Annotated in this window: 22 protein-coding genes; 11 read left to right on the top strand and 11 right to left on the bottom strand. The window is 69.6% G+C overall.

The genetic code is table 11. The features are described from left to right. Position 1: 1 nt before the first annotated feature. The 5 genes from lsrF to J2Y42_RS03040 are packed head-to-tail and all read right to left on the bottom strand — an operon-like array spanning position 2 to position 5,529. Positions 2 to 874, bottom strand: a complete 873-nt coding sequence (lsrF, locus tag J2Y42_RS03060) for a 3-hydroxy-5-phosphonooxypentane-2,4-dione thiolase (protein ID WP_309854932.1) — start codon at positions 872 to 874, stop codon at positions 2 to 4. Further along, positions 867 to 1,913 (bottom strand): ABC transporter permease, encoded by a 1,047-nt coding sequence (locus tag J2Y42_RS03055; RefSeq protein WP_309854930.1) that lies wholly within the window; start codon positions 1,911 to 1,913, stop codon positions 867 to 869. The genes lsrF and J2Y42_RS03055 overlap by 8 nt, the downstream gene beginning before the upstream one ends. Then, positions 1,910 to 2,911 (bottom strand): ABC transporter permease, encoded by a 1,002-nt coding sequence (locus J2Y42_RS03050; protein ID WP_309854929.1) that lies wholly within the window; start codon positions 2,909 to 2,911, stop codon positions 1,910 to 1,912. Before J2Y42_RS03050 ends, J2Y42_RS03055 begins: the two co-directional genes overlap by 4 nt. Beyond that, positions 2,908 to 4,416: a sugar ABC transporter ATP-binding protein gene (locus J2Y42_RS03045; RefSeq protein ID WP_309854927.1), complete on the bottom strand. Its 1,509-nt coding sequence runs from the start codon at positions 4,414 to 4,416 to the stop codon at positions 2,908 to 2,910. The genes J2Y42_RS03050 and J2Y42_RS03045 overlap by 4 nt, the downstream gene beginning before the upstream one ends. A gap of 33 nt (positions 4,417 to 4,449) precedes the next feature. Then, a complete protein-coding gene (locus J2Y42_RS03040; RefSeq protein ID WP_309854925.1) occupies positions 4,450 to 5,529 on the bottom strand; it encodes a substrate-binding domain-containing protein in 1,080 nt (359 codons plus the stop codon). 195 nt (positions 5,530 to 5,724) lie between these two features. On the opposite strand from J2Y42_RS03040, the gene J2Y42_RS03035 reads away from it, so the two are divergent. Continuing rightward, positions 5,725 to 6,477 carry a GntR family transcriptional regulator gene (locus J2Y42_RS03035; RefSeq protein ID WP_309854924.1) on the top strand — a complete coding sequence of 251 codons (753 nt, stop codon included), beginning with the start codon at positions 5,725 to 5,727 and terminating at the stop codon, positions 6,475 to 6,477. A 36-nt stretch (positions 6,478 to 6,513) separates the two neighbouring features. On the opposite strand, the gene J2Y42_RS03030 is transcribed toward J2Y42_RS03035, so the two are convergent. After that, positions 6,514 to 7,503 carry a diacylglycerol kinase family protein gene (locus J2Y42_RS03030; protein ID WP_309854922.1) on the bottom strand — a complete coding sequence of 330 codons (990 nt, stop codon included), beginning with the start codon at positions 7,501 to 7,503 and terminating at the stop codon, positions 6,514 to 6,516. 304 nt (positions 7,504 to 7,807) lie between these two features. Then, complete coding sequence (locus J2Y42_RS03025; RefSeq protein ID WP_309854920.1) at positions 7,808 to 9,019, bottom strand: MFS transporter; 1,212 nt, start codon at positions 9,017 to 9,019, stop codon at positions 7,808 to 7,810. Positions 9,020 to 9,076: 57 nt separating this feature from the next. On the opposite strand from J2Y42_RS03025, the gene J2Y42_RS03020 reads away from it, so the two are divergent. Then, positions 9,077 to 9,457 (top strand): MerR family transcriptional regulator, encoded by a 381-nt coding sequence (locus tag J2Y42_RS03020; RefSeq protein ID WP_309854919.1) that lies wholly within the window; start codon positions 9,077 to 9,079, stop codon positions 9,455 to 9,457. Between the two features lie 37 nt (positions 9,458 to 9,494). Here J2Y42_RS03020 and J2Y42_RS03015 read toward each other — a convergent pair whose 3' ends face one another. Then, on the bottom strand, positions 9,495 to 10,118 hold the full coding sequence (locus J2Y42_RS03015; RefSeq protein WP_309854917.1) for a TetR/AcrR family transcriptional regulator: 624 nt from the start codon (positions 10,116 to 10,118) through the stop codon (positions 9,495 to 9,497). Between the two features lie 157 nt (positions 10,119 to 10,275). Between J2Y42_RS03015 and J2Y42_RS03010 the strand changes: the two genes are divergently transcribed. Further along, positions 10,276 to 11,301 carry an aldo/keto reductase gene (locus J2Y42_RS03010; protein ID WP_309854915.1) on the top strand — a complete coding sequence of 342 codons (1,026 nt, stop codon included), beginning with the start codon at positions 10,276 to 10,278 and terminating at the stop codon, positions 11,299 to 11,301. Between the two features lie 210 nt (positions 11,302 to 11,511). Here the strand turns inward: J2Y42_RS03010 and J2Y42_RS03005 are convergent, their stop codons facing one another. Next, positions 11,512 to 12,048, bottom strand: a complete 537-nt coding sequence (locus J2Y42_RS03005) for an MOSC domain-containing protein (RefSeq protein ID WP_309854913.1) — start codon at positions 12,046 to 12,048, stop codon at positions 11,512 to 11,514. A 28-nt stretch (positions 12,049 to 12,076) separates the two neighbouring features. Continuing rightward, positions 12,077 to 12,631, bottom strand: coding sequence for an isochorismatase family cysteine hydrolase (locus J2Y42_RS03000; RefSeq protein WP_309854911.1), 555 nt, complete (start codon positions 12,629 to 12,631; stop codon positions 12,077 to 12,079). A gap of 55 nt (positions 12,632 to 12,686) precedes the next feature. Here J2Y42_RS03000 and J2Y42_RS02995 point away from each other — a divergent pair, with 55 nt between their 5' ends. From J2Y42_RS02995 to J2Y42_RS02965, 7 genes are all read left to right on the top strand, one after another. Further along, positions 12,687 to 13,124, top strand: coding sequence for a MarR family transcriptional regulator (locus tag J2Y42_RS02995; protein WP_309854910.1), 438 nt, complete (start codon positions 12,687 to 12,689; stop codon positions 13,122 to 13,124). After that, the gene (locus J2Y42_RS02990) at positions 13,124 to 14,608 is read left to right on the top strand and encodes an MFS transporter (RefSeq protein ID WP_309854908.1); all 1,485 of its coding nucleotides are present in this window, start codon (positions 13,124 to 13,126) and stop codon (positions 14,606 to 14,608) included. The genes J2Y42_RS02995 and J2Y42_RS02990 overlap by 1 nt, the downstream gene beginning before the upstream one ends. Further along, positions 14,605 to 15,537: an arginase family protein gene (locus J2Y42_RS02985; protein ID WP_309854906.1), complete on the top strand. Its 933-nt coding sequence runs from the start codon at positions 14,605 to 14,607 to the stop codon at positions 15,535 to 15,537. The genes J2Y42_RS02990 and J2Y42_RS02985 overlap by 4 nt, the downstream gene beginning before the upstream one ends. Positions 15,538 to 15,641: 104 nt before the next feature. Further along, the gene (locus J2Y42_RS02980) at positions 15,642 to 16,535 is read left to right on the top strand and encodes a family 43 glycosylhydrolase (protein ID WP_309854904.1); all 894 of its coding nucleotides are present in this window, start codon (positions 15,642 to 15,644) and stop codon (positions 16,533 to 16,535) included. Between the two features lie 15 nt (positions 16,536 to 16,550). Next, positions 16,551 to 17,813, top strand: coding sequence for an extracellular solute-binding protein (locus J2Y42_RS02975; protein WP_309854902.1), 1,263 nt, complete (start codon positions 16,551 to 16,553; stop codon positions 17,811 to 17,813). Positions 17,814 to 17,895: 82 nt separating this feature from the next. Beyond that, complete coding sequence (locus J2Y42_RS02970; protein ID WP_309854900.1) at positions 17,896 to 18,852, top strand: sugar ABC transporter permease; 957 nt, start codon at positions 17,896 to 17,898, stop codon at positions 18,850 to 18,852. After that, positions 18,849 to 19,667 carry a carbohydrate ABC transporter permease gene (locus J2Y42_RS02965; RefSeq protein ID WP_309854898.1) on the top strand — a complete coding sequence of 273 codons (819 nt, stop codon included), beginning with the start codon at positions 18,849 to 18,851 and terminating at the stop codon, positions 19,665 to 19,667. The genes J2Y42_RS02970 and J2Y42_RS02965 overlap by 4 nt, the downstream gene beginning before the upstream one ends. On the opposite strand, the gene J2Y42_RS02960 is transcribed toward J2Y42_RS02965, so the two are convergent. Continuing rightward, the gene (locus J2Y42_RS02960) at positions 19,664 to 20,680 is read right to left on the bottom strand and encodes a LacI family DNA-binding transcriptional regulator (protein WP_309854896.1); all 1,017 of its coding nucleotides are present in this window, start codon (positions 20,678 to 20,680) and stop codon (positions 19,664 to 19,666) included. The genes J2Y42_RS02965 and J2Y42_RS02960 overlap by 4 nt on opposite strands. 122 nt (positions 20,681 to 20,802) lie before the next feature. On the opposite strand from J2Y42_RS02960, the gene J2Y42_RS02955 reads away from it, so the two are divergent. After that, the gene (locus J2Y42_RS02955; RefSeq protein ID WP_309854894.1) at positions 20,803 to 24,045 is read left to right on the top strand and encodes an alpha-L-arabinofuranosidase C-terminal domain-containing protein; all 3,243 of its coding nucleotides are present in this window, start codon (positions 20,803 to 20,805) and stop codon (positions 24,043 to 24,045) included. The last annotated feature ends 9 nt before the right edge of the window (positions 24,046 to 24,054 follow it).

The raw sequence follows: 24,054 nt of genomic DNA, 5'->3' as shown, positions 1-24,054 counted from the left end.
GTCAGTGAGAGAGCTGCTCGTAGAGAGCGAAGGCGTCGTCGGCCGTGAGGCCGTCGTGAACCACGCCGCGGACGGCCGCGAGCATCGCCGCGGGGTGCTCGGACTGGAAGACGTTGCGGCCCATGTCGACGCCGGCTGCGCCCTCCTGGATCGCGCGGTACGCGATGCGGAGCGCCTCCTTCTCCTCGACCTTCTTGCCGCCGGCGATGACGATCGGCACCGGGCAGGCGCTGGTGACGGTCTCGAACCCGTCCTCGACGTAGTACGTTTTCACGAAGGCGGCGCCCAGCTCGGCCGAGATGCGCGTCGCGAGTCGGAAGTAGCGGGCGTCGCGCACCATGTCGCGCCCGACGGCGGTGACGGCGAGCACCGGGATGCCGGCGGCCTGTCCCTGATCGACGAGCGTGGTCAGGTTCTTCACGGACCGGCTCTCGTTCTCCGCCCCGACGAAGACCTGCACCGCAAGCGCGGCGGCGTCGAGCCGAACGGCGTCGTCGATGCTCACGGCCAGGTCCTCCTGGCTGAGGTCGCCGAGCACGCTGGGGCCGCCGCTGGCGCGCAGCACGACGCCCTTGCCGGCGTTCGACGGAACGGTGGTGCGCAGGGCGCCGCGGGTGCACATCAGCGCGTCCGCCTGGGGGATCAGCGGAACGATGGAGCGGTCCAGCCGCTCGAGCCCGGAGGTCGGTCCCTGGAAGTAGCCGTGGTCGAAGGCGAGCATGACCGTCTTGCCGTCGGCAGGATCGAAGACGCGGGAGAGGCGTGAGCGCATCCCCCAGTCGAGTCCGCCGGTGCCCTTCAGGGCCGCGTCGCCCGTCGGGGCGACGGCTCCGGTGAAGTCGGTTCCTTCGCGGAGGTCGTCGAGGTCAGGCATGGGTGTTCCTTTTCTTCTTGGGGGTCATGGTCAGGGAGGCGCGGAGTCGCGCCAGGCTGGAGCGGCCCGTGCCGGTCGCGGTGGCGGAGACCACCACCACGGCGACGACGAGCACGCCTTTGAGGATGTTCTGGGCGCCGACGCTCCACCCGACGAGGTTGAGGAGGCCGGACAGCAGAACGAAGAACAGCGCACCGGTCCAGGCGCCGACGGGCACGGCCCGGCCGCCCGAGATGAGCGTCCCGCCGATCACGACGACGGCGACGGAGTCGAGCATGTACGAGGTGCCGAGAACGGTGCTCGGCGAGATGAAGGCGGCGAGCAGTCCTCCGGCGAGGCCGGCGAGACCGCCGCTCACCAGGTAGGTGATGGCGGTGACGCGCCACACCCGGACGCCCGCCCGCTCGGCGGCTCGCGGGCTCTGCCCGACGGCGAGCACCGAGAGACCGAACCGGGTGCGCGTCAGGGTCAGCGCGACGACCACCGTGATGACGGCGACGAGCAGCGCGATGACCGGGATGCCCAAGACCTTCGCGTTGACGAACCCGCGGAGGGCGGCGGAGGCCGAGGCGCGGTTCGCGTCGGCGAGCAGGAGCGTCGTCGACTGCACGATCAGGCTGGTCGCCAGTGTCGCGATGATCGGCGGAACCCGCAGCACGAGGATGGCGATCACGCTGATCAACCCGGCCGCGAGGCCTGCACCGGCGCCGGCGGCGACGCCGAGCACCGGCCCGGCCGCCGCGCCGACGCCGACGGAGACGTAGGACGCCATCGAGACGACGGTGCCGACGGAGACGTCGATGTTGCCGGGGCCGAGCGTGATCACGAGCATCTGCCCGAGGGCGACCAGCACCAGGAAGGGGGCGAGCGAGAGCGCTTGGGCCAGTGGATCGAACGGCTGAGCGGGGCGGACCGCGACGATGCACAGCCAGACCGCGAGCACGCCGATCAGCGACCAGCCCCAGGCCGGCCAGTGGAACCGGGCGCGAGGCTCGGCGACGGGCGTCGAGACGGCGGGGGTCTGGGTGGACGTGGTCATCGGCTGAACCTCTCGGTGACGATGCGGCCGGCGAGGACCGCGAGGACGATCACGCCCTGTGCACCCGCCTGCATGCTCGACGGGAGCGCCACCAGGCTGAGCAGGACGGAGATCAGTCCGAGGGTGACGGCGCCCAGCGCGGTGCCGAGAGGCAGCGCGCGTCCGCCCGAGAACGTGCCGCCGCCGAGGATGACCGCGGCGATGGTGGTGAGGGTGAAGTTGCTCGCGGAGTTGATGTCGCCCGACCGGGTCTGGGCCGCGAGGAGGAGGCCGGAGGCCAGGATGAGCACGGCGGCGAGCACGTAGGCCGTCATGCGGGTGCGGGTCGCCGACCATCCGGCTTTGTCGAGCGTCGCCGCGCTGGAGCCCAACGCTCGCATGCGAGCGCCTGCCCGGGTGCGTCGCATGATCCACCACCCGGCGATGGCCGCGAGGGCGACGAACACCAGCGGCGGCGGCACGACGGTGCTGCGCCAGGCGCCGATGGCGGTCAGCCACGCCGGGGTCGCGCCGCCGGGCGTAGGCAGCAGCTGCAGCCCGATCCCGAGCCAGACGAACGACATCCCGAGGGTGACGATGATCGAGGGCACGCCGCGCTTCTGCACGATCACCGCGAGAAGCGCGTAGACGACGAGCACGCCGGCCAGCATCCCGACGCCCAGCAGGGGGTCGGTCGCCAGCAGGGTCGCGGCGATCACGGTCACCAGTCCGACCAGGTTGCCGATGCCGAGGTCGATGTCGCCGACCGACATGATGATCATCTGCGCCTGGGCGGCGAAGGCGAGCGGTACGGCCGACATCAGCATCAGGCTGAGCCCGGTGACCGAGAGGATGCCCGGCTGGATGGCCGCGGCGATCGCCACGATCACCGCCAGGGCGACGAGCGAGAGGAGGGCCGGCGAGCCGTGGGCGAGGCCCGCTCGGAGCCGGACCGCAGGGGCGGGGCGACCGGCGCTCGCCGTGCGCTTCCGCCCGGTGGAGGCGGTGGTGGCGGTCATCGGACGGTCCCTTCCTCGAACGAGTCGGCGATGATCCGCTCCTCGGTGTTGCTGTCGCCGGAGAGCTCCGAGACGATCCGGCCGGCGCGGAGCACGTACACCCGGTCGCAGTGCGCCATCTCGGCGTTCTCGGTCGAGTACCAGACGATGGCCCGACCGGCCGCTGCCTCCGACTTCATCAGCGTGTAGAGCTCGCTCTTCGTCGCCACATCCACTCCGCGGAACGGGTCGTCGAGGAGCACCAGCGCTGCGTCGGTTGCGAACGCACGCGCGACGAGGACCTTCTGCTGGTTGCCGCCGCTGAGCGCGGTGATCGGTGACGCGGCCGTGCCACGGATGCTGAGCGCCTCGATCCAGCGGGCCGCGAGGGCGCGCTTGGCACGGCCGTCGACCACTCCGGCGGTACTGATGCCGCGGAGTGCGGCGATGGTGAGATTCTGGGCGACGCTCCAGAGCGGGAGGATGCCCGAGGTCTGACGGTCGCCGGGCACATAGGCGCGGCGCCGGGGAGCGTCGACTCCGCGGGTGAGGGCGCCGGCCGACCACAACCGGCCGAGCATGCGCTCCTGGCCCTGCCCGGCGAGTCCGGCCAGCCCGACGATCTCGCCGGCGCGGACGGTGAAGGGGATGCCGTCGCCGCGGATCGCCGCGACGACGTCGCCGGTGGCACGGGCCTCAGCCGCGGCCTCGACGGACGCAGGCGCGTGGACGTCGCCGCCCATCGCCTGCAGCAGGGAGCCCTCGTCGGCGTCGGTGAACACACCGGCGACCGCACCGTCGCGCATCACGGCGACCCGGTCGCTGTGGGCGACGATCTCGGCCATGCGGTGCGAGATCAGGAGCACGCTCACGCCGTCCGCCGTGAGCCGGTGGAGGTGCGTGTACAGCTGGTCGGCGGCGTCCACACCGAGCGACTCGGTCGGTTCGTCCAGGATCAGGAGACCGAGCCGCTCGGTGCAGAGGGCGCGGGAGATCTCCACCATCTGGCGTTGTGCCAGGGTGAGCTCTCCCACGCGACGGACCACCGCGATCCCGTGCCCGGGGAACACGGTGTCCAGCACCTCGCCGATCCTGCGCTCGGCGCGGCCCCTCCACCCGAACGGCGACCCGCCGCGGCGATCGGAGAGGTACGCGTTCTCGGCGACGGTGAGGTCGGGGCAGAGCGCGAGCTCCTGGTAGACCATCCGGACGCCGGCGGCAGCAGCCGTCGTGGCATCCCAGGGGTGTCCGGGGGTCGCATCCCCGGCCGTGACCGCGCCCTCGTCGGGCTGCTCGCGCCCGGCGAGGATGCGCATCAGCGTGCTCTTGCCTGCGCCGTTGTGACCGACGAGTCCGAGGATCTCCCCGCGCTCGACGTGCAGGTCGACCCCGGTCAGCGCGCGGGTGCTCCCGTAGCGCTTGCTCACGCCGCGGGCGGCGATGGCGGCCGTCGGCCGGAGCGCGGCGGCCTCCGTCGCCGGGCCGGCGGCCGCGTCCGCGGGCGTCTGTGTGATCGTCGTGGGCATGGTTGCTCCTTCGAACTCGCCGGTCGCTTCGCGCTACTTGAGCGCGGGAGCCTCGGCGTCCTTCCCGTCGGCGACGGCCGCGATGGCGGCGTTCACGCTCTCCTCGTCCCACGGGTACGCGGCGTACTCGTCGGCGGAGAGCTTGCCCGCCCAGTAGTCGAGGTCGCCCTGTCCGATCTCCAGCAGTGGGAGCACGACGGTCGACGGGACCTTCTTGCCGGCGAGGAGCTCGAGGCCGACGTAGAGGGCGGCGACGCCCTGGCCGGGGTCGGTCAGTGCGGCGAAGGAGCCGTTGCTGATGCCGCTGTCCTTCCAGAACTTCAGCGACTTGCCGTCCGTGTCGAACACCACGACCGGGTCGGGCCGGCCGGCCGACTCGAACGCCTGCACCACGCCCATCCCGCCGATGCAGCCGGGGACGGCCGAGATCGGAGGCAGTGAGCCGAGCACCGACACGATCTCCTTCTGCGCGGTCGATCCGTCGCAGTAGCCGTTGACCTCGGCGGCGACCTTGACGTCCGGGTACTCCTTGAGGATCTCGTGCTGGCGCTTGTTGAACTCCTCCTCCGGCTGCGAGCCGATCACGCCGCGGTTGATGATGATGTCGCCCTTGCCGTTGATCGCCTTGAGGGCGGGGACGAGGGAGACCTCACCCCACTTGGCGTAGTCGTTGCGCACGATGTGCGCGCACGGCGCCTTCATGTCGGCGTCCAGCACCAGCACCGTGATGCCGGCGGTGCAGGCCTCTTCGACGGCGGGAACCAGGGCTGTGGAGGACGCGGGGATCACGATGAGCATGTCCGGCTTCTGCAGCACGAGGCTCCGGATCTGGGAGGCCTGCTCGGTCGCGCTGTTCTCGCCGGGGGCGTTGACGGTCGTGTACTTGGAGACGACGCCGTCCTTCTTGAGCTTGTCGGCCTCCTTCTCGAACTTGTCGATCAGGGTGAGCCGCCAGCCGTTGACGAAGCCGTTGCTCAGCGCGACCGAGATGCCGGACGTCTTGCCCGCTCCGTCGCCGCCGTCGCCGGCAGCGCCGGCCGAGCAGCCGGTGAGGGTGAGGGTCGCCGCGACGGCGGCGACGACGCCGATGCGGCGCCAGGATTGAAACGACATTGTTCTGCCTCCAGGGTTTCGCTTCTCTGCGAAACGGATCGTGTTCGGGGACTGCCAGGTGATTGCTTCCGGTCAACTTGTCACGTCTAACTCATCATGACAAGCTTGTAGTGACAAGACCTTAGACAGTAGCCTGGCGGAGTGTCAAGCGAGGCCCGAGCCGACGGTGGAGCCGGCCGAACGAAGGGGAATGCGATGCCCGCCAACGCACTGCGCGACGCGCGGCTGGACCGGGAGGCCAAGGAGCCGCTCTGGCAGCAACTCGTGGCCGTGCTGCGCGACGCGATCGAGACCGGCGCTCTTACTCCTGACCAGGCCCTTCCGTCCGAGGCCGACCTGATCGACCGGTACGGCGTTTCGCGCACGGTGGTCCGGGAGGCGCTGGCTGAACTGGTGCGGCGCGGTCAGATCTACAAGATCCGAGCGAAGGGATCGTTCGTCGCGCCGCCGCGCCGCGATCTGTCCTTCATCGGGTCGAACGCGGGCTCCTCGGAAGACCTCGCCGGCACCGGCCGAACGGTCGCCACGCGCATCCTCTCGCTCGATGAGGGGCTCGCCGACGAGTTCGAAGCCGCCGCCCTCCGCGTACCGGAGGACACCCCCGTCATCCGGATGCGGCGCCTGCGTACGGTCGACGGGACACCGTGGCTCTTGGTGCAGACGACGCTTCCCCGCGACCGCTTCGCCGGGCTTCTCAAGGCTCACCTCGAGAACCGTTCGCTCTACGACCACCTGCGCCGCACCTACGGCGTCGCCCCGGCCGGCGCCGACCGGTGGCTGAAGGCGATCATCCCCTCGGCGGAGGAGGCGTCGTTGCTGGAGCTGCCGTCCGGCGCACCGGCGCTCGACATCGTGTCGGTCGCCTGGGACGAGGACGGCGTGCCGTTCGAGTACTACCACGCGCTGCACCGCAGCGACGAGTCGCGCTTCTACGTCGGCGTGCGCTGACCACCGCCCCGGAGGCGATGCGGGACAGCCGGGCGTTCAGGCCCGGTCCCGCACCCGCAGCGTCAGCGCGTGATGCGTCACGGTCAGCGTCGCCGCGATCACCGCGCCGTTGGGGTCGCCGTCGAGCTGGATCTCCTGCGGCTCCTCGAACCGCACCTGGAGCCTGCGCGCCTGCGCGTAGCGGATCGCCCGCGGCTCGGGCGTCAGGCCGCCGACGAACCGGCCGAAGCCGGTCCGGTGCAGCAGGCGGTTGAAGGTGAGGCGGTAGCCGATGTTCGTCCAGCCCGCGCCGCGCCCGGGCCGCAGGATAACGGCGTCCAGCATCCCGTCGTCGATGGTCGCGGCGGGGATCAGGAGCAGACCGGCCGTGAGGCTGCCGGAGTTCCCGACGATGACGGTGTGCGCGCGGGTCGACACCTCCGGCTCGTCGTCCAGGCGGAAGGTGAGGTCGAACTGCCGGTTGCCGAGGATGCTGCGGGCGATCGGGTCGGAGTACGCCAGCCAACCGATCCGCTTCTTCAGCGCCTGATTGGTCTTCGCGGCCATCTGCGCATCGAGCCCGATGCCCGCCATGACGAGGAACGCCCGCTGCACCGACTCGCCGTCCGGTCGTTCGAGCGTCGCGAGGCCCAGATCGACCGGGCGGTCGCGGCCGGTGAAGGCGACGGTGACGGCCGTGCGCAGGTTGTTCAGCGGCAGCCCCAGCTCGCGGGCGAAAAGGTTGCCGGTGCCCGACGGGATGAGGCCCATCGGGATGCCCGTGCCCGCGAGAGCCTCCGCGGCCGCCCGGAGCGTTCCGTCGCCGCCCGCGACGACGATCAGCTCCGGCTCCGATGCGGCCGCGTCCAGGACGGCGGCGCGCCCGTCGTCGGCCGCGCTGGTCTCGAACCACGCCGACTCCGCCCATCCGCCGGCCGACTCCTCCGTGGCGACGGCGGTGCGCAGGGCGGCCACCTGGACCTTGCTCGGGTTGAACACGACCGCCGCCCGCCGAGCCGGCAGTGACGGGATCAGGTCAGAGCTCACTCGACCACCGTACGCGGAAGCGGGCCCCGGGAAGCGACCGATGGCCGCACGCGTCGACGGGAGCCCGGCGTCGGGTCACCGGGCCCCCGTCTCGCGGGAGTCGCGCGACTCCCTGGTCTGCGACAGCTCGGGTGCGTCGCATCCCACTGTTGATACGCCTGCCGCACGGCGGGACCCGGATGGCGGCGTACCCGAACGGCGATCACCCAGGCCCGACCCGGGTGAAGCGCCGAAAGAATTCGGGGACAGCATCGCCGGGGTCCGGGGCGAATGCTCATATGGTCGCACCGATGCGACGGCGGCGCTAGAGGAGAGATCGCCTGCGAACCGGACGCACGACCAGAGCGGCGAATGCCGCCACGGCGGCTCCGGACAGCAGAAGCGCACTGGGCCCGACGCTTCCCTGCCCTGTGCTCGCGATGAGCGACCCGCCCACCGTGGAGCCCACGGCGATCCCGATGTTCAGGACCACGACGAAGAGGCCGGTCGCCAGCGGCCGGAACGTCGCAGACGCCGTCCTCGCCACCCGCGCCTGAAGGACGGGGGGCAGCCCGCCGATCCCGAACCCGACGAGCGCGGTGCCCGCCGCGGCCAGGGGCTGAGGGAGCCCGGAGGCCGGCGCGGTGGTGATGAGCAGGATGCCGGCCGGGACGGCGGCGACCAGGGCGAGCAGTGCGGTCGCCGGGTACCGGTCGCTCAGCGCCCCACCGAGGAGGAGGGCGACGGCGCCCGCGATCCCGGCCATCAGCAGCACGGTACCGACACCGTCCGGACGGATCCCGGCGGCGCCCAGCACCGGCACGATGTACGCGTACAGGGTCATGTACCCCGTCAACAGGAGCGCGCCTGCCGAGAGGAGCGCGGCCACCGGGATCGCCGAGCGATCGAGGGAGCGGGTCCGCGTCCCTCCCGCAGGTGCTCCCGGCAGTCGGGGAAGGCCGACCGCGAGCACGAGAGCGGAGACGATTACGAGGCCGGCCGCGCCCAGGAAGGCCCATTGCCACGCACCCGCCGCGGCCAGTGCGGCGCCGGCCGGGACTCCGAGGACGGATGCGAGGGTTCCCCCGCCGAGCACGACGGCCATGGCCCGGCCCAGCCGTTCCGGCGGCGTCAGCATCGGAACGTACGCGAAGACGACAGACCATGACACGGCGGCCGCGAGCGCCGAGACGAGACGTGCCACGACCACGACGGCGAAAACGGGGACGACGGCGACGGCGACGGTCGCCACCGCGAGCACGGTGAGCGAGACGACCAGCAGCGGTTTGCGCGGCACGTGCCGGGTGACCTGCATGGCGGGCACCGTGCCGACGACGATCGTCACGGCCCACACCGCCACCAGCGCGCCCACGGCTGATGCGTCGACGCCGAGGGTCGACGACATCCCGAGGATGAGTGCGGGAGGGAGGAGTTCGGTGCTGACGGAGGCGAACAGGGCGAGGCCGAGGCCGAGCAGGAGGGGCGTCCGCGTGCGGGCGGTCGGAGACGAGGCGATGCTTGCCGGGGATGCTGTCATGCTCGTACCGTAAACATTGACATCGATGAGAAGGTCAAGAGGATGGGGAGGAACGGCATGAGAATCGGTGAGCTCTCCCGGCGCACGGGTGTCGTCACCCGTCTCCTGCGCTACTACGAGGAGCAGGGGCTCCTCGAGTCGACGCGGTCGCCGAACGGGTATCGGGACTACGCCGAAGAGGACGTCGACACCGTCCTGCGGATCCGCGGCCTGCTGGCCTCGGGGATGACGACCCGGCTCATCCGCATGGTGCTCGACATGGAGGGCGTGCGCGGGACCGTGTCCGCCGCCCAGTGCACCCGGACGGTCGCCGGGGAGGTCGCGGAGGAGCTCGCCCGCGTCGAGGAGCGGTTGCGCTGCCTCTCGCAGAGCCGCGAAACGATGCGGGAGTGGCTCACCACGGCCGGCTATCCGGAACTCCTCGCCGAACCGGCCTGACGGGTCGGCGCACGGCTCGGCGGCCGCGTCGGACCGCTCAGACCTCGTCGGCGGGCGCTCGCAGCCCGGCCAGCAGGATGCGCACCATGCGGTCGGCCCGCGGCGACACCCCGCCATGCGGACCGGCGCCGTGGCAGAGGTTGGCGACGGCGCCGAGCAGCTCGGTCGCATCCACCTCCTGCTCGATGTCGCCGGCCGCTCGCGCCGCGGTGAGCAGGCGTTCGAGCGTCGGGGCGAGGTGCGCGGAGAAGTAGTCGGCCAGGGGTTCGTAGGCAGGGTCGCCGGAGTGGAGCGCCGCGGCGAGGCCGCGCTTCGTGCCGACGAACTGCGTGTAACGCATGATCCAGCGATCCAGCGCCTCGCCCGGCGGGTAGGTCGCCTCGATCTCGGTCGCTGCGTCGGCGCAGGCGTCGATCTCGGCGCGGAAGACCGCGGAGATGAGGTCGGACCGCAGAGGGAAGTGCCGGTAGAGCGTCCCGACGCCGACGCCCGCGCGGTCGGCGATGGCGCGCACGGGTGCCTCCACTCCGGACTCGGCGAAGACCGCCTTCGCGGCCTCGGTCAGCGCGGTGACGTTCTGGCGGGCGTCCGAGCGCTTCGGCCGGTTCGCCGCGGGTGCGACGGCGTCCGGGGTCGCCGAGGGGCGGGTGCTGGCGGCCATGGCGACTCCTCCGGTGGGCAGGCAGAAACGACGGGTGTTGTAAGTGGAACGTTGTTCCGGTACAGTTCGAGTTATCCGGAGTGACGTTCCGCTTCTTCGGATTCTAGAGCACGGCAGACGACCGTGCCACGGCCTCATCACATCTGGAGCAGAAGCAATGCAGTATCGAACTCTCGGCCGCACCGGCATCAAGGTCAGCCCGTACGCGCTCGGCGCGATGATGCTCGGGGCTCTCGGAAACCCCGATCGAGCGGAGGGCGTCCGCATAATCCACCGCGCGCTCGACGCCGGCATCAACTTCATCGACACCGCGGACCGCTACGGCGACTCCGAGGAGGTCGTCGGCGAGGCGATCGCGGGCCGCCGCGACGACGTCGTGCTGGCCACCAAGTTCTGGGGACCGGTCGACGACGACATCAATCACCGCGGCGCATCCCGGCGCTGGATCATGCAGGCCGTCGAGCGCTCGCTCCGCAATCTGAAGACGGACCACATCGACCTCTACCAGCTGCACCGGCCCGACCCGGACACCGACATCGACGAGACCCTCTCCGCCCTCACCGACCTGGTGCGTCAGGGCAAGGTGCGGGCGATCGGCTCGTCCTCCATGCGCGGCTCCGAGATCGTCGAGGCGCAGTGGATGTCGGAGCGCCGCGGCTACGAGCGCTTTCGCACCGAGCAGCCGAACTACTCCATCCTCGACCGCGAGATCGAGCGCGAGATCCTTCCGGTCGCGCAGCGTTACGGCATGGGGACCCTCGTCTACAGCCCGCTGGCGGGTGGAACGCTCACCGGTCGCTACCGGGCCGGCGGCGAGAACGACAACTTCCGGTCGACCCGGACGGGGATGCGTCACTTCCGTGACGAGCGCCGGCTGGCGGCGGTCGAGGAGCTCATCCAGCTCTCCGACGAGATCGGCGTGAAGCTCACTCACCTGGCCATGGCCTTCGTCATCGCGCACCCGGGCGTCACCTCGGCGATCGCGGGACCGCGCACGATGGAGCAGCTGGAGGACACGCTCGCCGGGGTGGATGTCGCACTGTCGGACGACGTGCTCGACCGGATCGACGCGATCGTGCCGCCCGGCGAGAGCATCGGCGCGATGGACATGGTCTACCGCGGCCCCGAGGTCGGCGACGCGTCTCTCCGCCGTCGTCCGGCCGCCGCGCGATCGGCGGCATAGCGCTCCGTGCCCACGAGGGGGCCGCGCACCAACCCCCCGGTACGGTGCGCGGCCCGGTCCTCGTCCGGTGGACGGAAGTTCAGGCCCCCGGAGCAGGGATGCACGTTCAGCGGGCGCCCCTTCTCGCCGACCTGATCCGTGTCCCTATAGAGAGATGTCCGGACGGGGCGAAAAGGTTCCATTTCCCTTTCGAGCGCGGAAATCGGCGGCTCAGACCGGTGCGAGCGCCTCGAACGGCTCCGCCGGAAGGCGCACGTCGATGGCGTCGCCGGGCCGCACGACGCCGCCGGTCACGACGACGGCCATGACCCCGGCCTTCCGGACCGTGGCGCCGTCTGCGTCGGTTCCCACGACCTCCTTGAGCAGGCCGGGCTCGAACCGGTCGATCTGGACGCACGGGTTGCGCAGCCCGGTCAGCTCGACGACGGCCTCCTCGCCCAGGTGCAGGCGGGTGCCGCGCGGAAGGCCCAGCAGCTCGAGCCCGTCGGTCGTCACGTTCTCGCCGAGCTGGCCCGGCACGACGTCGGCCGTCACCTCATCGAAGAGCTCGCGGTGGATGAGGTGGACCTGGCGCAGGTTCGGCTGCGTCGGGTCGCGCCGCACGCGGGAGAGGTGCTGGACCGTCGCGCCGAAATGCGCATCCCCTTCGACACCGAGGCCGGCGACCAGGGTGATGGACTCCTGCGGCGGCTTGGAGAAGCGGTGGTCGCCGTCGCTGTTCACCGAGATCACGCGTGCGGTCGTCATCCCCCCATCGTGCCCCATGTCCGTCGACTCAGAGCGACGCGGCCCACTCGTCGACGGTGGTGACGGCGGCCTGACGTGGGAAGACCTTTTCGGTGAGCACGCGGTGCACTTCGGGGTCGGCGTCGCCGCACGCGTCGGCGAGCACGGTGAGCCGGTAGTCGAGGTCGGCCGCCTGGCGCAGCGTCGACAGTACGACGCCGCTGGTCGCGATGCCCGCGAGCACGAGCTCGTCGGCGCCGAGGCCGCGCAGCAGCACCTCCAGGTCGCTTCCCGCGAAGGCGGAGACGCGCTTCTTCACCACGACCGGCTCCTGGCCGCGTGGTGCGAGCGCGTCCACGACCTGGGTCGCAGGGTTGTCGACCAGCATGGCGTCGCCGGCGCTCGCCGCGCGGCCGCCGAACGCCAGGTTGGAGGCGGCGACCTCCGGGTAGCCGGGACGGAAGGCGACGCGGACGAAGACCGGCGGGATGCCGTGGTCGCGTGCGGCGGCGAGGGCTCGGGCGGCCGCCTCGACCGTCGGCTCGAAGCCGGGGCGGCCGGCGATGCCGTTCTGGAAGTCCATCAGCAGCAGGGCGGTGGTCATCGGGATCCTCTCGACGAATCTAGACAGGTACAACTGTGCAGTTTAGACTGTCGATATGAGCACAGGTCAACCGGATGTGACACCGCAGCAGATCGCCGTCGACCTCCGGGCGGTGCTCGCCCGGCTTCTTCGCAAGCTGCGCGAGGCGACGTCCGACGCCATCACGCCCTCGCAGGCGTCGGCACTGTCACGGCTGAGCAAGGGCGGCGTGTCGACGGTGAGCGCGCTGGCGATGGCCGAACGGGTGCGCCCGCAGTCGATGGCGGCGATCGTGGAGGCGCTGGAGGCGATGGGCTTCGTCACCCGCAGCCAGGACCCGAACGACGGTCGTCGGCAGATCGTCGACCTGACCGAGGCGGGATGGGCGCAGGTCGCCGGCCAGAAGGAGGCGGGCCTCGCCTGGCTCGACCAGGCGCTGTCCGAGCAGGCGTCGAAGGCAGAGCTGATCACCCTCGCGGCGGCGACCGCCATCCTCGAACGGATCCTCGACTGATGGCGCTCAAGCCACCGCCGCCCCAACGCTTCGATCGGCGCCTGCTCGCGCCGATGATGCTCGGGGCAGTCCTCAATCCCATCAACACCGCCATCATCGCGGTGGCGCTCGCCCCCATCGGGATCGCGCTGGGGGCGCCGGCGTCCGAGACCGTGTGGCTGGTGTCCGCCCTCTATCTCGCCACGGCCATCGGCCAGCCGCTGGTCGGACGGCTAGTCGACATCTACGGCGTGAAGCGGCTGTTCCTCGCGGGCGGCGCGCTGGTGGCGGTGGCGGGCGCGATCGGCCTCCTCATCCCGGCGTCCCACGACAGCATCTGGTGGCTGGTCGTCGCGCGGGTCGTGCTGGGCCTGGGCACGTGTGCGGGCTATCCGGCGGCGATGCACATGATCCGAGCGGAGGGGCAGCGCACCGGCGTCGCGTCGCCCGCCGTCATCCTCACGGTCCTCTCGGTGACGACGCAGACGGTCGCGGTCATCGGCCCGACCCTCGGCGGTCTGCTCATCGGAGCGTGGGGATGGCGCGCCACGTTCGCCGTGAACCTCCCGCTCGGCGTCGCCAGTGTCATCCTGGGCTGGATCCTCCTCCCGCGCACGACGGGCCTGGAGCCGCCGCGCGACCAACGGCCCCGCATCGACGGCCTCGGCATCCTCTTCTTCGCGGTGACGATGCTCGCCCTGCTGGTCTTCCTGCAGAACATCTCGGTGGCGACGCTGTGGATGGTCGCCGTGGCGCTGGTCGCCGGCGCCGGCCTGGTCTGGTGGGAGCTCCGGGTGGATGCGCCCTTCATCGATCTGCGCGTGCTCGGCGGCAACGGTCCGCTGCTGCTGACGTACACGCGCTCGCTGCTCACCGCCACGATCTCCTACACGTTCGTCTATGGGTTCACGCAGTGGCTGGAGGAGGGCCGGACGCTCAGCCCGACCGCGGCCGGCCTCGTGCTGCTGCCCGTGTTCGCCGCGGGAATCGGAGTCGCGCTGGCCTTCGGCCGTCGTCCTGAGGTGCTCTGGAAGCTCCTGATCGGTTCGATCGCGCAGCTCGCCGCCGGCGTCCTCGTGCTGTTCATGGGCGGGACGACGCCGATCTGGTTCCTCGTCGTCACGATGCTCGTGCTCGGCATCCCGCAGGGACTCAACAATCTCGCGATCCAGAACACGCTGTACCACCAGGCCGAGCCGGAGCGGATCGCGTCCTCGGCCGGCCTGTTGCGCACCTTCTTCTACCTGGGCGCCATCGTCGCCTCCGTCGTCTACGGCAACGTCTACGGAGCCCACGCCACCACCGGCGGCCTGCACGTGCTCGGCTGGGTCGTCATCGGTATCTCGGTGGTCTTCCTGCTGATCACCGTGCTCGACCGCAGCCTGCGGGCGATCGGTCACGAGGGCGCGGGCGGCGGGGATGCGGGCGGCGCGGATGGGGGCGGCGCGGATGCAGGCGGCAGCCCCTCCACCGGCGAACCGTCCGCTCGTACGATGAGGGCGTGAGCAGGTCACGACACTGGGGAGTCGTCGGTGTGCCGTCGAGTGCCGGCGGTCACACGCCCGGCATGGACCTGGCGCCGGCTGCGATCCGTGAATGGGGCTTGATCGGGCTGCTCGAGGAGCAGGGACACGACCTCCGCGACTACGGGGATGTGCCCGGCTTCCGGCGGCGACCCGACCCGGCGAATCCCGACCGGCAGAACATCGGCGAGGTGCATCGGGTCGCCGTGGAGACGGCGGGCGCGGTGGCTGCGGTGATCGGCGCCGGGCGGACGCCGCTGGTGATCGGCGGCGACTGCACCGTGACCCTCGGCGTTGTGGCGGGCTTTCGACGGGCGGGTGCGCCGACCGCGCTGCTGTACGTGGACGGCGGCCCCGACCTCTACACGCCCGGTCGCATCGCGTACGGCAACGTCGACGCGATGGGAGTGGCGCATCTGCTGGCTCTCCCGGGCAGCGACCCGATCCTGACGACGCTGCAGGGGGAGCCTCCGCTACTGCGCCCGGACGAGGTGGTCCTCTACGGCGATGCCCTCCCGGAGGACGGCGACGACCTCGAGCGCGCACTGGTGGAGCAGCTCGGACTCGTCCGTGTTCCGGCGACGCGCATCCACGTGGATGCCGTCGAGGCCGCGCAAGCGGCGCTCGCAGCGGCGGAGGCGGCGGGGGAGCGCTTCGTCGTCCACTTCGATGTCGATGTGCTCGGCCACCTGCACCTGCCGCTGGCGAACATGCCCAACCCCGACGCCGCTCCCTGGGGACTGAGCGTGGCGGAGGTCGTGGCCAGCCTGCGCGTGTTCTCGGACAGCGACCGGTTCGCCGGCATCGTGCTGACCGAGGTCAACCCGAACAACGCCCCCGACGACGCGGCGATGCGGGAGTACGTGGAGCTGGTCGCGAGCGGGCTCGGCGGGTCGGCGCGAGAGGGCTGACGCCCAGAGTGCGGTGGAGCTTGCGGATCGACGGCAAGTATGTAACGATACATCGCAGCGATCTTGTATCGATACAGGATCATCGATGAGGATGGAGAGCCGACATGGGTGCAGGTGGTCCTGCCGGCCGGTATTTCGCAGATCCGGCGCTGGCGGCGTTCGGCGGGCGATTCTACGTGTACCCGACGACCGACGGCTCGCCCGATTGGTCCTCCACCAGTTTCCGCGTGCTGTCGTCTGCGAACCTCCGCGAGTGGGTCGATGAGGGAGAGATCCTCCGGCTCGGCGAGGACGTCGCGTGGGCGTCCCGCCATGCCTGGGCGCCGGCGGCCGCCGAGAGGAACGGCCTGTACTACTTCTACTTCACGGCCGAGGACAACATCGGGGTGGCGGTCGCGACCAGTCCGACCGGGCCGTTCATCGACTCCGGCCGTCCCATCGTCGCGGAAGGAGCACATTCGGGACGAGCGATCGACCCGTCGGTGTTCATCGACGACGACGGCGCTTCGTACCTGGTGTGGGGCAACACGGTGGCCCACACGGCCCGGCTCAGTTTCGACATGCTCAGCATCGACGAGGAGACGGTGACGTCGTGGACGCACCCCACCTTCCGGGAGGCTGCCCACATCCACCGCCGCGGCGACCTGTATTACCTCACCTGGTCGGAGAACGACACCCGTGATCCGGAGTATCGGGTCCGCTGGGCGGTGGGGACGAGCCCGACTGGGCCGTGGGAGGACCGTGGAGTGCTCCTGGAGCAGCGCCCGGCCGAGGGCATCCTGGCGACCGGTCACCATTCCATCCTCCGACTCCCCGGGACCGACGACTGGGTCATCGCGTATCACCGGTTCGCGATCCCAGGAGGGAACGGCTTCCACCGCGAGATCGTGATCGACCCGCTGCGGCACCTTCCCAACGGCGACCTGGAGCCGGTCACTCCAGGAAGCGCAGCAATCCGCTTGACCTCAACAGCAATACCCGAAACCCTCGACACCTAAGAGAAAGAGAAAGCAATGTCGCTTCACACCTCGGCGCCGACCCGGCGCCGCGTCACCCGAGCGCTGGTCGCCCTGACGGCGGTCGCCACCGCTGCCGCCGCGCTGACCGGCTGCTCCAGCGGCTCCGGTTCCGGCTCCAAGACCGTCACCTTCCTGTCCTGGGACCCGAAGACGACGATGCAGCCGCTGATCGACGAGTTCCAGAAGGAGAACCCCGGGCTCACGGTCAAGGCGTCCTACACGCCGCCCGTCACGCAGTACGTCCAGAAGCTGCAGACGCAGCTGGGCTCGAACACCGCGCCCGACGTGTTCATCATCACCGCGGAGAACAAGCACCAGCTGATGGACGGCGGTTTCGTGAAGGATCTCAGCGGTGAATCCTGGATCTCGAACATCGCGCCGGCCGCGAAGGACACCTACAGCAAGTCCGGGAAGGTCTACGGCGCGGCCGTGGCTTCGTGGGGAGGCGGCATCCTGATCAACAAGGACCTGGCCGCGAAGGCGGGCTACACCGCTCCTCCGAAGACCTGGCAGGAGTTCATCGACCTCGGCACGAAGCTCAAGGACACGGGCGTCACACCGTTCTACGAGGCCGCCGACGGCATCCCGGTGACCCTCTCCGCCCTGCTCGGCGTCGAGAACGCCAGTCGGGACGGCAAGATGGACGACCAGATCTGGTCCGGCAAGACGAGCTTCGAGAAGACCTGGACCGACCCGGTGAAGACCTGGAACGAGCTGTTCGAGAAGGGCGTCGAGCCGCGCACCGCTGCCGGCCTCACCGGCGACCAGGTGCTGCAGCAGTTCGAGCAGGGCAAGGTCGCCATGATCGGCACCGGCTCGTGGGCGCTCGGCGGTATCAAGCAGGCCGCACCGAACCTGAACCTGGACTACCTCGCCGTCCCGAACACGAAGGGCGACCTCTACTGGTGTGGCGCCGTCTCGCCCGGATACGCGATCAATGCCAAGGCGAAGAACGCGGCCGGTGCGGAGAAGTTCGTCGAGTTCCTCCAGAGCAAGAAGGGGGTCGAGCTGTACCAGAAGGAGACCCAGTCGATCACCACGACAAAGGACTTCACGCCGGACCTCGACCCGTCCCTCTCCGCGATGGCCCCGGCCGTCCGCGACGGCAAGATCTACCTGCCCGCGGTCAACTGGCCGAGCCACGCCGACGCGATGACCTCCGAGTCCGTCGCGCTGCTCCAGCAGACGATCTCCGGCAAGATCACCCCGGAGCAGTTCGCTCAGGGGATGGACACCAAGCTGAAGTCCCTTCAGTAACGAACCAGGAGGGCGGGCCCGCGCATCGGGCTGCCGGACCCGCCCTCCTTCCCCTCCGAAGCGCCGAACGAGGAAGAACGCCATGGCAAACGCCACCACTGTGGAACGACCGCCCAGCATCGTGGGCGCCGGTTCCGTCGAACGCACTCGTAGCCGGTTCCGCCGGGCTCGCGAAGGGTTCGCCGCCTACTGGTTCGTGCTTCCGATCATCGTCGTGTTCGTTGTCCTGTACCTCGTCCCGATGGTGCAATCGCTGTACTGGAGCTTCACCGACTACAACGGCTACGAAGCCTCTCCGCACTTCATCGGGTTGAAGAACTACGCCCGGATCTTCTCCGACCCCTCCATGCTCTCGGCGCTCGGCTTCACCCTGGCCTATGCCCTGCTCACGACCGTCGCGGTGACGGTCTTGGCGATCCCGCTGGCCATGGTGCTGAACCGCCGCTTCGTCGGCCGCGGTTTCGTCCGCTCCGTGTTCTTCTTTCCTGCCGTGCCCAGCGTCGCGCTGCTCGGCCTCGTCTGGACCTTCATCCTGTCTCCGCTCGGCTCCGGCGTGATCAACTCGGTGATCGGCCAGCTGGGGATCGCGCCCGTCCCGTGGCTGTCCGACGAGAGCCTGGCCCAGTTCAGCGTGATCCTCGTTGCCGTCTGGGCGCAGACCGGGTGGCACGCCATGCTCTACCTCGCCTACATGCAGAGCCTGCCGTCGGACATCTTCGAGGCCGCGAAAATCGACGGCGCAGGGCGCTGGCAGGAGTTCCGCCATCTGACGTTGCCGCTGCTGACTCCGGCGATCACGGTCAGCCAACTGCTGCTTCTCACCGGAGGGCTGAAGGTCTACGACCTGCCGTTCACCCTCACCCACGGGGGACCGGGATTCGCCACCCGCACGCTGACGCAATCGATCATCGAGAACGGCATCGCCCAGTCCGACATCGGCAAGGCCTCGGCGCTGAGCGTGCTCTTCCTTCTTGCGGTGGGGATCGTCATCGCCGCACAGCTCGTCATCTCCCGCCGACTCGAGGAGCGCTACTCGTGAAGAAAAGCAGGGGCATCCTCCTCAGCGTCGTGATGATCCCCATCGCGTGCCTGGTGGCCGTGCCGTTCTACTACATCCTGGTGAACACCCTGAAGACCCAGCCGGAGACGGCGGCGAACCCGCTCGCTCTGCCGAGCTCGCTGTACTGGGGCAACTACGTGCACATCTTCGAGACCATCCCGGTGCTGCAGAGCTTCCTCAACACGCTCTACGTCACCGTGGTCTCGATCGTCGTGATGCTGCTGGTCGGGTCGATGGCGGCTTTCGGGGTGCTGATCGGGCGCGGACGGTTCGCCGCCGTGATCGGCGTCATCCTCGTCATCGCCTTCGTCGTGCCCGGACAATCGACGCTCATCCCGCTCTACCGGATGCTCGCAGGCGTCGAACTCGTCGACTCCCTCAATGGCCTCATCGTCATGTACTCGTGCGGGTCGATCTTCTGCTACTTCCTGATCATCGGATACATGCGGACGCTCCCCACCGAGCTGTTCGAGGCGGCACGGATCGACGGAGCCGGCGCCTTCCGGGTCTACCGGTCGGTGGCTCTCCCGCTGATCCGTCCCATCCTGGTGACGGTCGGCGTGTTCCAGACGATGTGGGTGTGGAACGACTTCATCACCCCGAACGTGTTCATCAACTCCCCGGAGAAGCAGACGCTCGTGCTGCAGGTGTACACCGCGGTCGGCCAGTTCACGACCGACTGGCCCGCCTTCATGACCCTCAGCGTCATCGTCCTGATCCCGATGGTCATCTTCTTCATCGTGGCCCAGCGACAGATCGTCAGCGGGCTGGTGAGCGGCAGCGTGAAGGGCTAATCCTTCGCGATCGCGGCCGTGGACCCCCGCTCGACGACACGGAACGGGCTGACGAATTCCACGGCCTCATGGTCGTTGTCCTCGATCCGGGCGGCGAGAAGCTCCACCGCCGTCCGTGCCATGAGGTCGTGGTCCGGGTTCACGGAGGACAACGACGGTACGAGGAACCGACTGAACTCCACATCGTCGAAGCCGATGACCTTTACCGTGCCGGGAACATCCACGCCGGCGTCCGCCAGCTCGCGGAGGACACCGAGGGCTACGTAGTCCGTCACGCAGAAGATCCCGTCGAAGGGGATGCCGGAGGCGATCAGCCGACGGACCGACTCCGCTCCGGCCTCGGGAGTGAACTCCTCGATCTCCACGACCAGCGACTCGTCGAACGGGATCCCGTTCTGCTCGAGTGCGGCCCTGTAGCCCGCGTGGCGCAGGCTCGACGCGCTCACCTCGTCGGGGCCGAAGCTTCCGTGCAGGGCGACGATACGTCGGCAGCCCCGCTCGATGAGATGCCGCACTGCGGCCGCAGACCCGTCCACATTGGCCATTGCCACGTGATCCACAGGCCCCTGGAAGATCCGCTCACCGAGGATCACGACGGGATAGTCCACGTTGAGGAGATCGCGGTCGCTGGAGCCGAGCCCGACGGCGCTGAGGATGAGGCCGTCGTACATCCGCACCCGCGAGGCGGCAAGCGCGTTGAGCTCGCTCTCCCGGGAGCGCCCCGTCTGCTCGATGACCACGTTGAGGTCGTGACGGGCGCCGTGCTCGATGACGGCGGCGGCGAATTGGCCGTAGTAGGGGCGGTCGACCTCCGGCACGGCGAGGCCGATGGTGTGTGTGCGTCCTCGCCGGAGGTTGCGGGCGGCCACGTTGACGCGATAATCGAGCCGGTCGATCGTGTCGAGGACCTTCTGCCGGGTGGCATCCGCCACGTGCGGCCGCTTGTTGAGCACGTTGGAAACGGTCATCGGCGAGACGCCGGCCGCTTGGGCGATATCGCGTATGGTCACCATGGTGCAGCCTTCCCCGGTCCGACACTGGCAGCGTGACTATAACGTTACATCACGGCGGCCCGGGCGACGAAATGTCGTGTGGACCACCTGTTTGTATCGATACACTGTAAGCGGAGGTCCAGATGACTGGGTACAACGAGGCGCTCATGTTCGCCTACTTCGCCAATGGACGCGATGCCGACGCCGAGCAGGTGCGATTCGCCGTGAGCGCCGGCCGCGACCCCCGCGAATGGACGCCGTTGCGGGACGGAAAGCCGATCCTCGTCTCCGACGTCGGGGAGCGCGGTGCCCGCGATCCCTTCCTGGTCCGTGACAGCCGCACCGGGAGGTTTCACCTGCTGGCGACGGACCTGCGCGCCGTCCCGGACGACGACTGGGATCGCGCGGTGCGGTGGGGGAGCCGCAGCATCCTGGTCTGGCACAGCGACGACTTGGTGAACTGGAGCGGGCCGTCCCTCGTCCCGGTGGCGCCCGATAACGCCGGCAACGCGTGGGCGCCGAAGGCCGTGTGGTCGAGTGCCTGGGAGACGTGGGTGGTGTTCTTCGCGTCGGCGCTGTACGACGAGGGCGACGACCGGGCTCGTGCGGGCTACCAGCGCATCCTGATGACAACGACGGACGATTTCGAGCACTTCAGTCCGGCGGAGGTGTTCCTCGACCGAGGCCACGATGTGATCGACGCGGCCTACCTGGAGTTCGACGGCGTCACGTACCGGTTCTCGGCAGACGCGCTGAGCGCCGAACCCGCAGAGGCCTCTCAGCACGTGTCGCAGGAGGCGGGCACCTCGCCTCTCGATCCGGACTTCTCCCCCGTACGTCAGAGGGTCGGCGCGGCGGAGATCGTGCGCGGCGAGGGGCCGGCACCGTTCCTGGATCTGGGCGGCGACGGCGCGTACCTGCTCATCGACGAGTTCGAGCTCCGCGGATATCAGCTGTTCCACGCCGCCGACCCGGCAACAGGCGAGTGGACCCGCGTCCCCGATGCGCAGCTTCCGCGCGAGGCGCGTCATGGTTCCGTCCTGCCGATCACCCACGAGGAGCAGCAGAGGCTTCTGGCCGCCTTCAGCGACGCTCCGGCGCACGTCACCATCACCGTGGACGACAATGGTCCCGGAACCCCGATCAACCCGGACATGTGGGGCGTCTTCTTCGAGGACATCAACTCCTCCGCCGACGGCGGCCTCTACGCCGAACTGATACGCAACCGCGACTTCTCCTTCACCGACCGCGACCATCCGGACTGGGACGCCCTCACGGGATGGAGCACGCGCGGCGCGGTCATCGTCGACGATCGTGCCGGCGCGTCGGGCGGCCGCGCCGTCGTCGTGACGGGGGACGACGCTCCGGCGACCCTGACCAATCACGGATTCGGCGGCATCTCCGTGCGCGGCAGGGTCGACTGCGACGTCACGATCGTCGCCCAAGCGCTGACCGGTCACCCGCAGATCGAGGTCCGACTGGTCGACGAAGGCGGGGAGCCCCTTGCGGATGCGGTGCTCGCGCTTCTGCAACCGGGTCCGGAACGCGAGCTGACGACGTCCATTCGGCCCCTGTCCGATGCGTCCACGGCCGCACTGGAGATCCGGGTGACCGGAGGGTCGGTGCGGATCTCCTGGGTGTCGTTGTTCCCGAGGGACACGTTCCGTGGAACGGACAACGGGATGCGGGCCGACCTCGCCGAGGCGATCGCCGAACTTCGGCCGCGCTTTGTGCGCTTCCCCGGTGGATGCGTCGCTCACGGGCTGGGCCTCGACAACGTCTACCGGTGGAAGGACACCGTCGGTCCGGTCCGTCGACGCCGAGGTGATTTCAATCTCTGGGGGTACCACCAGTCGATGGGGCTCGGGTACTTCGAGTACTTCCGGTTCTGCGAGCAACTCGGAGCAGAGCCGCTGCCGGTTGTCGCCGCGGGGGTGTGCTGCCAGAACACGCCGGGCGGACAGGCCGGCTACTCGAGCGAGCAGATGGACAGCTACATCCGGGATGTGCTCGACCTGATCGAGTACGCCAACGGCCCCGTCGACTCCCGCTGGGGAGCCGTCCGTGCGGCCGCCGGACACCCCGAACCGTTCGGCCTGCGCTATCTGGGCATCGGAAACGAGGACGAGCAGTCCGTGCTGTTCCGCGACCGGTTCGCGAAGCTGCTCGACGCTGTCCGCGGCCGGCATCCCGAGATCACCGTTGTGGGCACCGTCGGGCCCTTTCCCTCGGGCTCCGACTACGACGAGGGATGGCGCATCGCCCGGGAACTCGGCGTCGACATGGTCGACGAGCACTCGTACAAGTCGCCCAAATGGTACTTCGAGCACCTCGACCGCTTCGATTCGTACGATCGTTCCGGGCCGGCCGTCTACGTGGGCGAGTACGGCTCGCGCGGCAACACGCAACTGTGTGCGCTGGCGGAGGCGGCGTACATGATGGCGATGGAGCGCAACGGCGACATCGTGCGCCTGGCCTCCTACGCTCCTCTTCTCGCCAAGATCGGCGACACACAGTGGGAGCCGGACCTCGTCTACTTCGACAACACCACCCTCCATCGCACGCTGAACTACCACGTCCAGCGCATGCACGCGGAGACTCCGGGGACCCGGGCCCTGCCTGTCACCCTCCACGGGGCGCCGCGGTGGCAGCGACAGCTCTCGGACCGGGTGACGCTGGCCGTCCGGGCCGCGACCGGGCAGCTCAGCGTGGACGCCGCACGACTGGAGCACGACGGAGGACGCCTCGATATCCCAGCCGCAACCGGAACCGGACGCCTTCGTTTCCCGCTCGACGTCCGCTCCGCGGACTGGACCCTCGCTTTGGATGCGCGGCTCGACGGGGGATCGGACGGCTTCACCGTGTCTTTCGGCGACCTCGAATCGGACTACTACTTCGAGTGGAACTTCGGCACCTGGCAGAACCGGTTCCTCGTGCTCGGTACGGTCGCCGACGGTCTTTACGACGAATGGACCGAGCCTCTGCCGTACACGTTCACGGACGGCAAGACCTATCGCCTGGAGATCCGGGTCGTCGCCCGGGGACAGCACATCACCTGCCTCATCGACGGAGAGGTGGTTCACGAGGTGACCCATCCGGGCGATCCCGAACAGCGCGTCTCGGCGACGGCGGTCGTGGACGACCGCACCGGGACGACCATCGTCAAGCTGGTCAATGCCACCGGCTCGGAGCTTCAGGCTGACGTGGTCCTGGTCTCTGGCGCAGAGCCGGTGGAACGTGACGTGGTGACCTTGTCGGCGCCGCCCGACGCCGGCTGGCCCCGACAGGAGGCCCCCCGCGAACCGGTGGCCCAGCGGCGTGGCGGCGGGGCGTTGAGCGTTCCGCCCTTCAGCTTTACAACCGTCCGGCTCCTGCCGACCTGCTGACGCGCACGG

The sequence above is a fragment of the Leifsonia sp. 1010 genome (assembly GCF_031455295.1).
Classification (GTDB): Bacteria; Actinomycetota; Actinomycetes; order Actinomycetales; family Microbacteriaceae; genus Leifsonia.
Note: the sequence above shows the minus strand (reverse complement) of the source record. Positions and strands in the feature narration are given on the sequence as shown.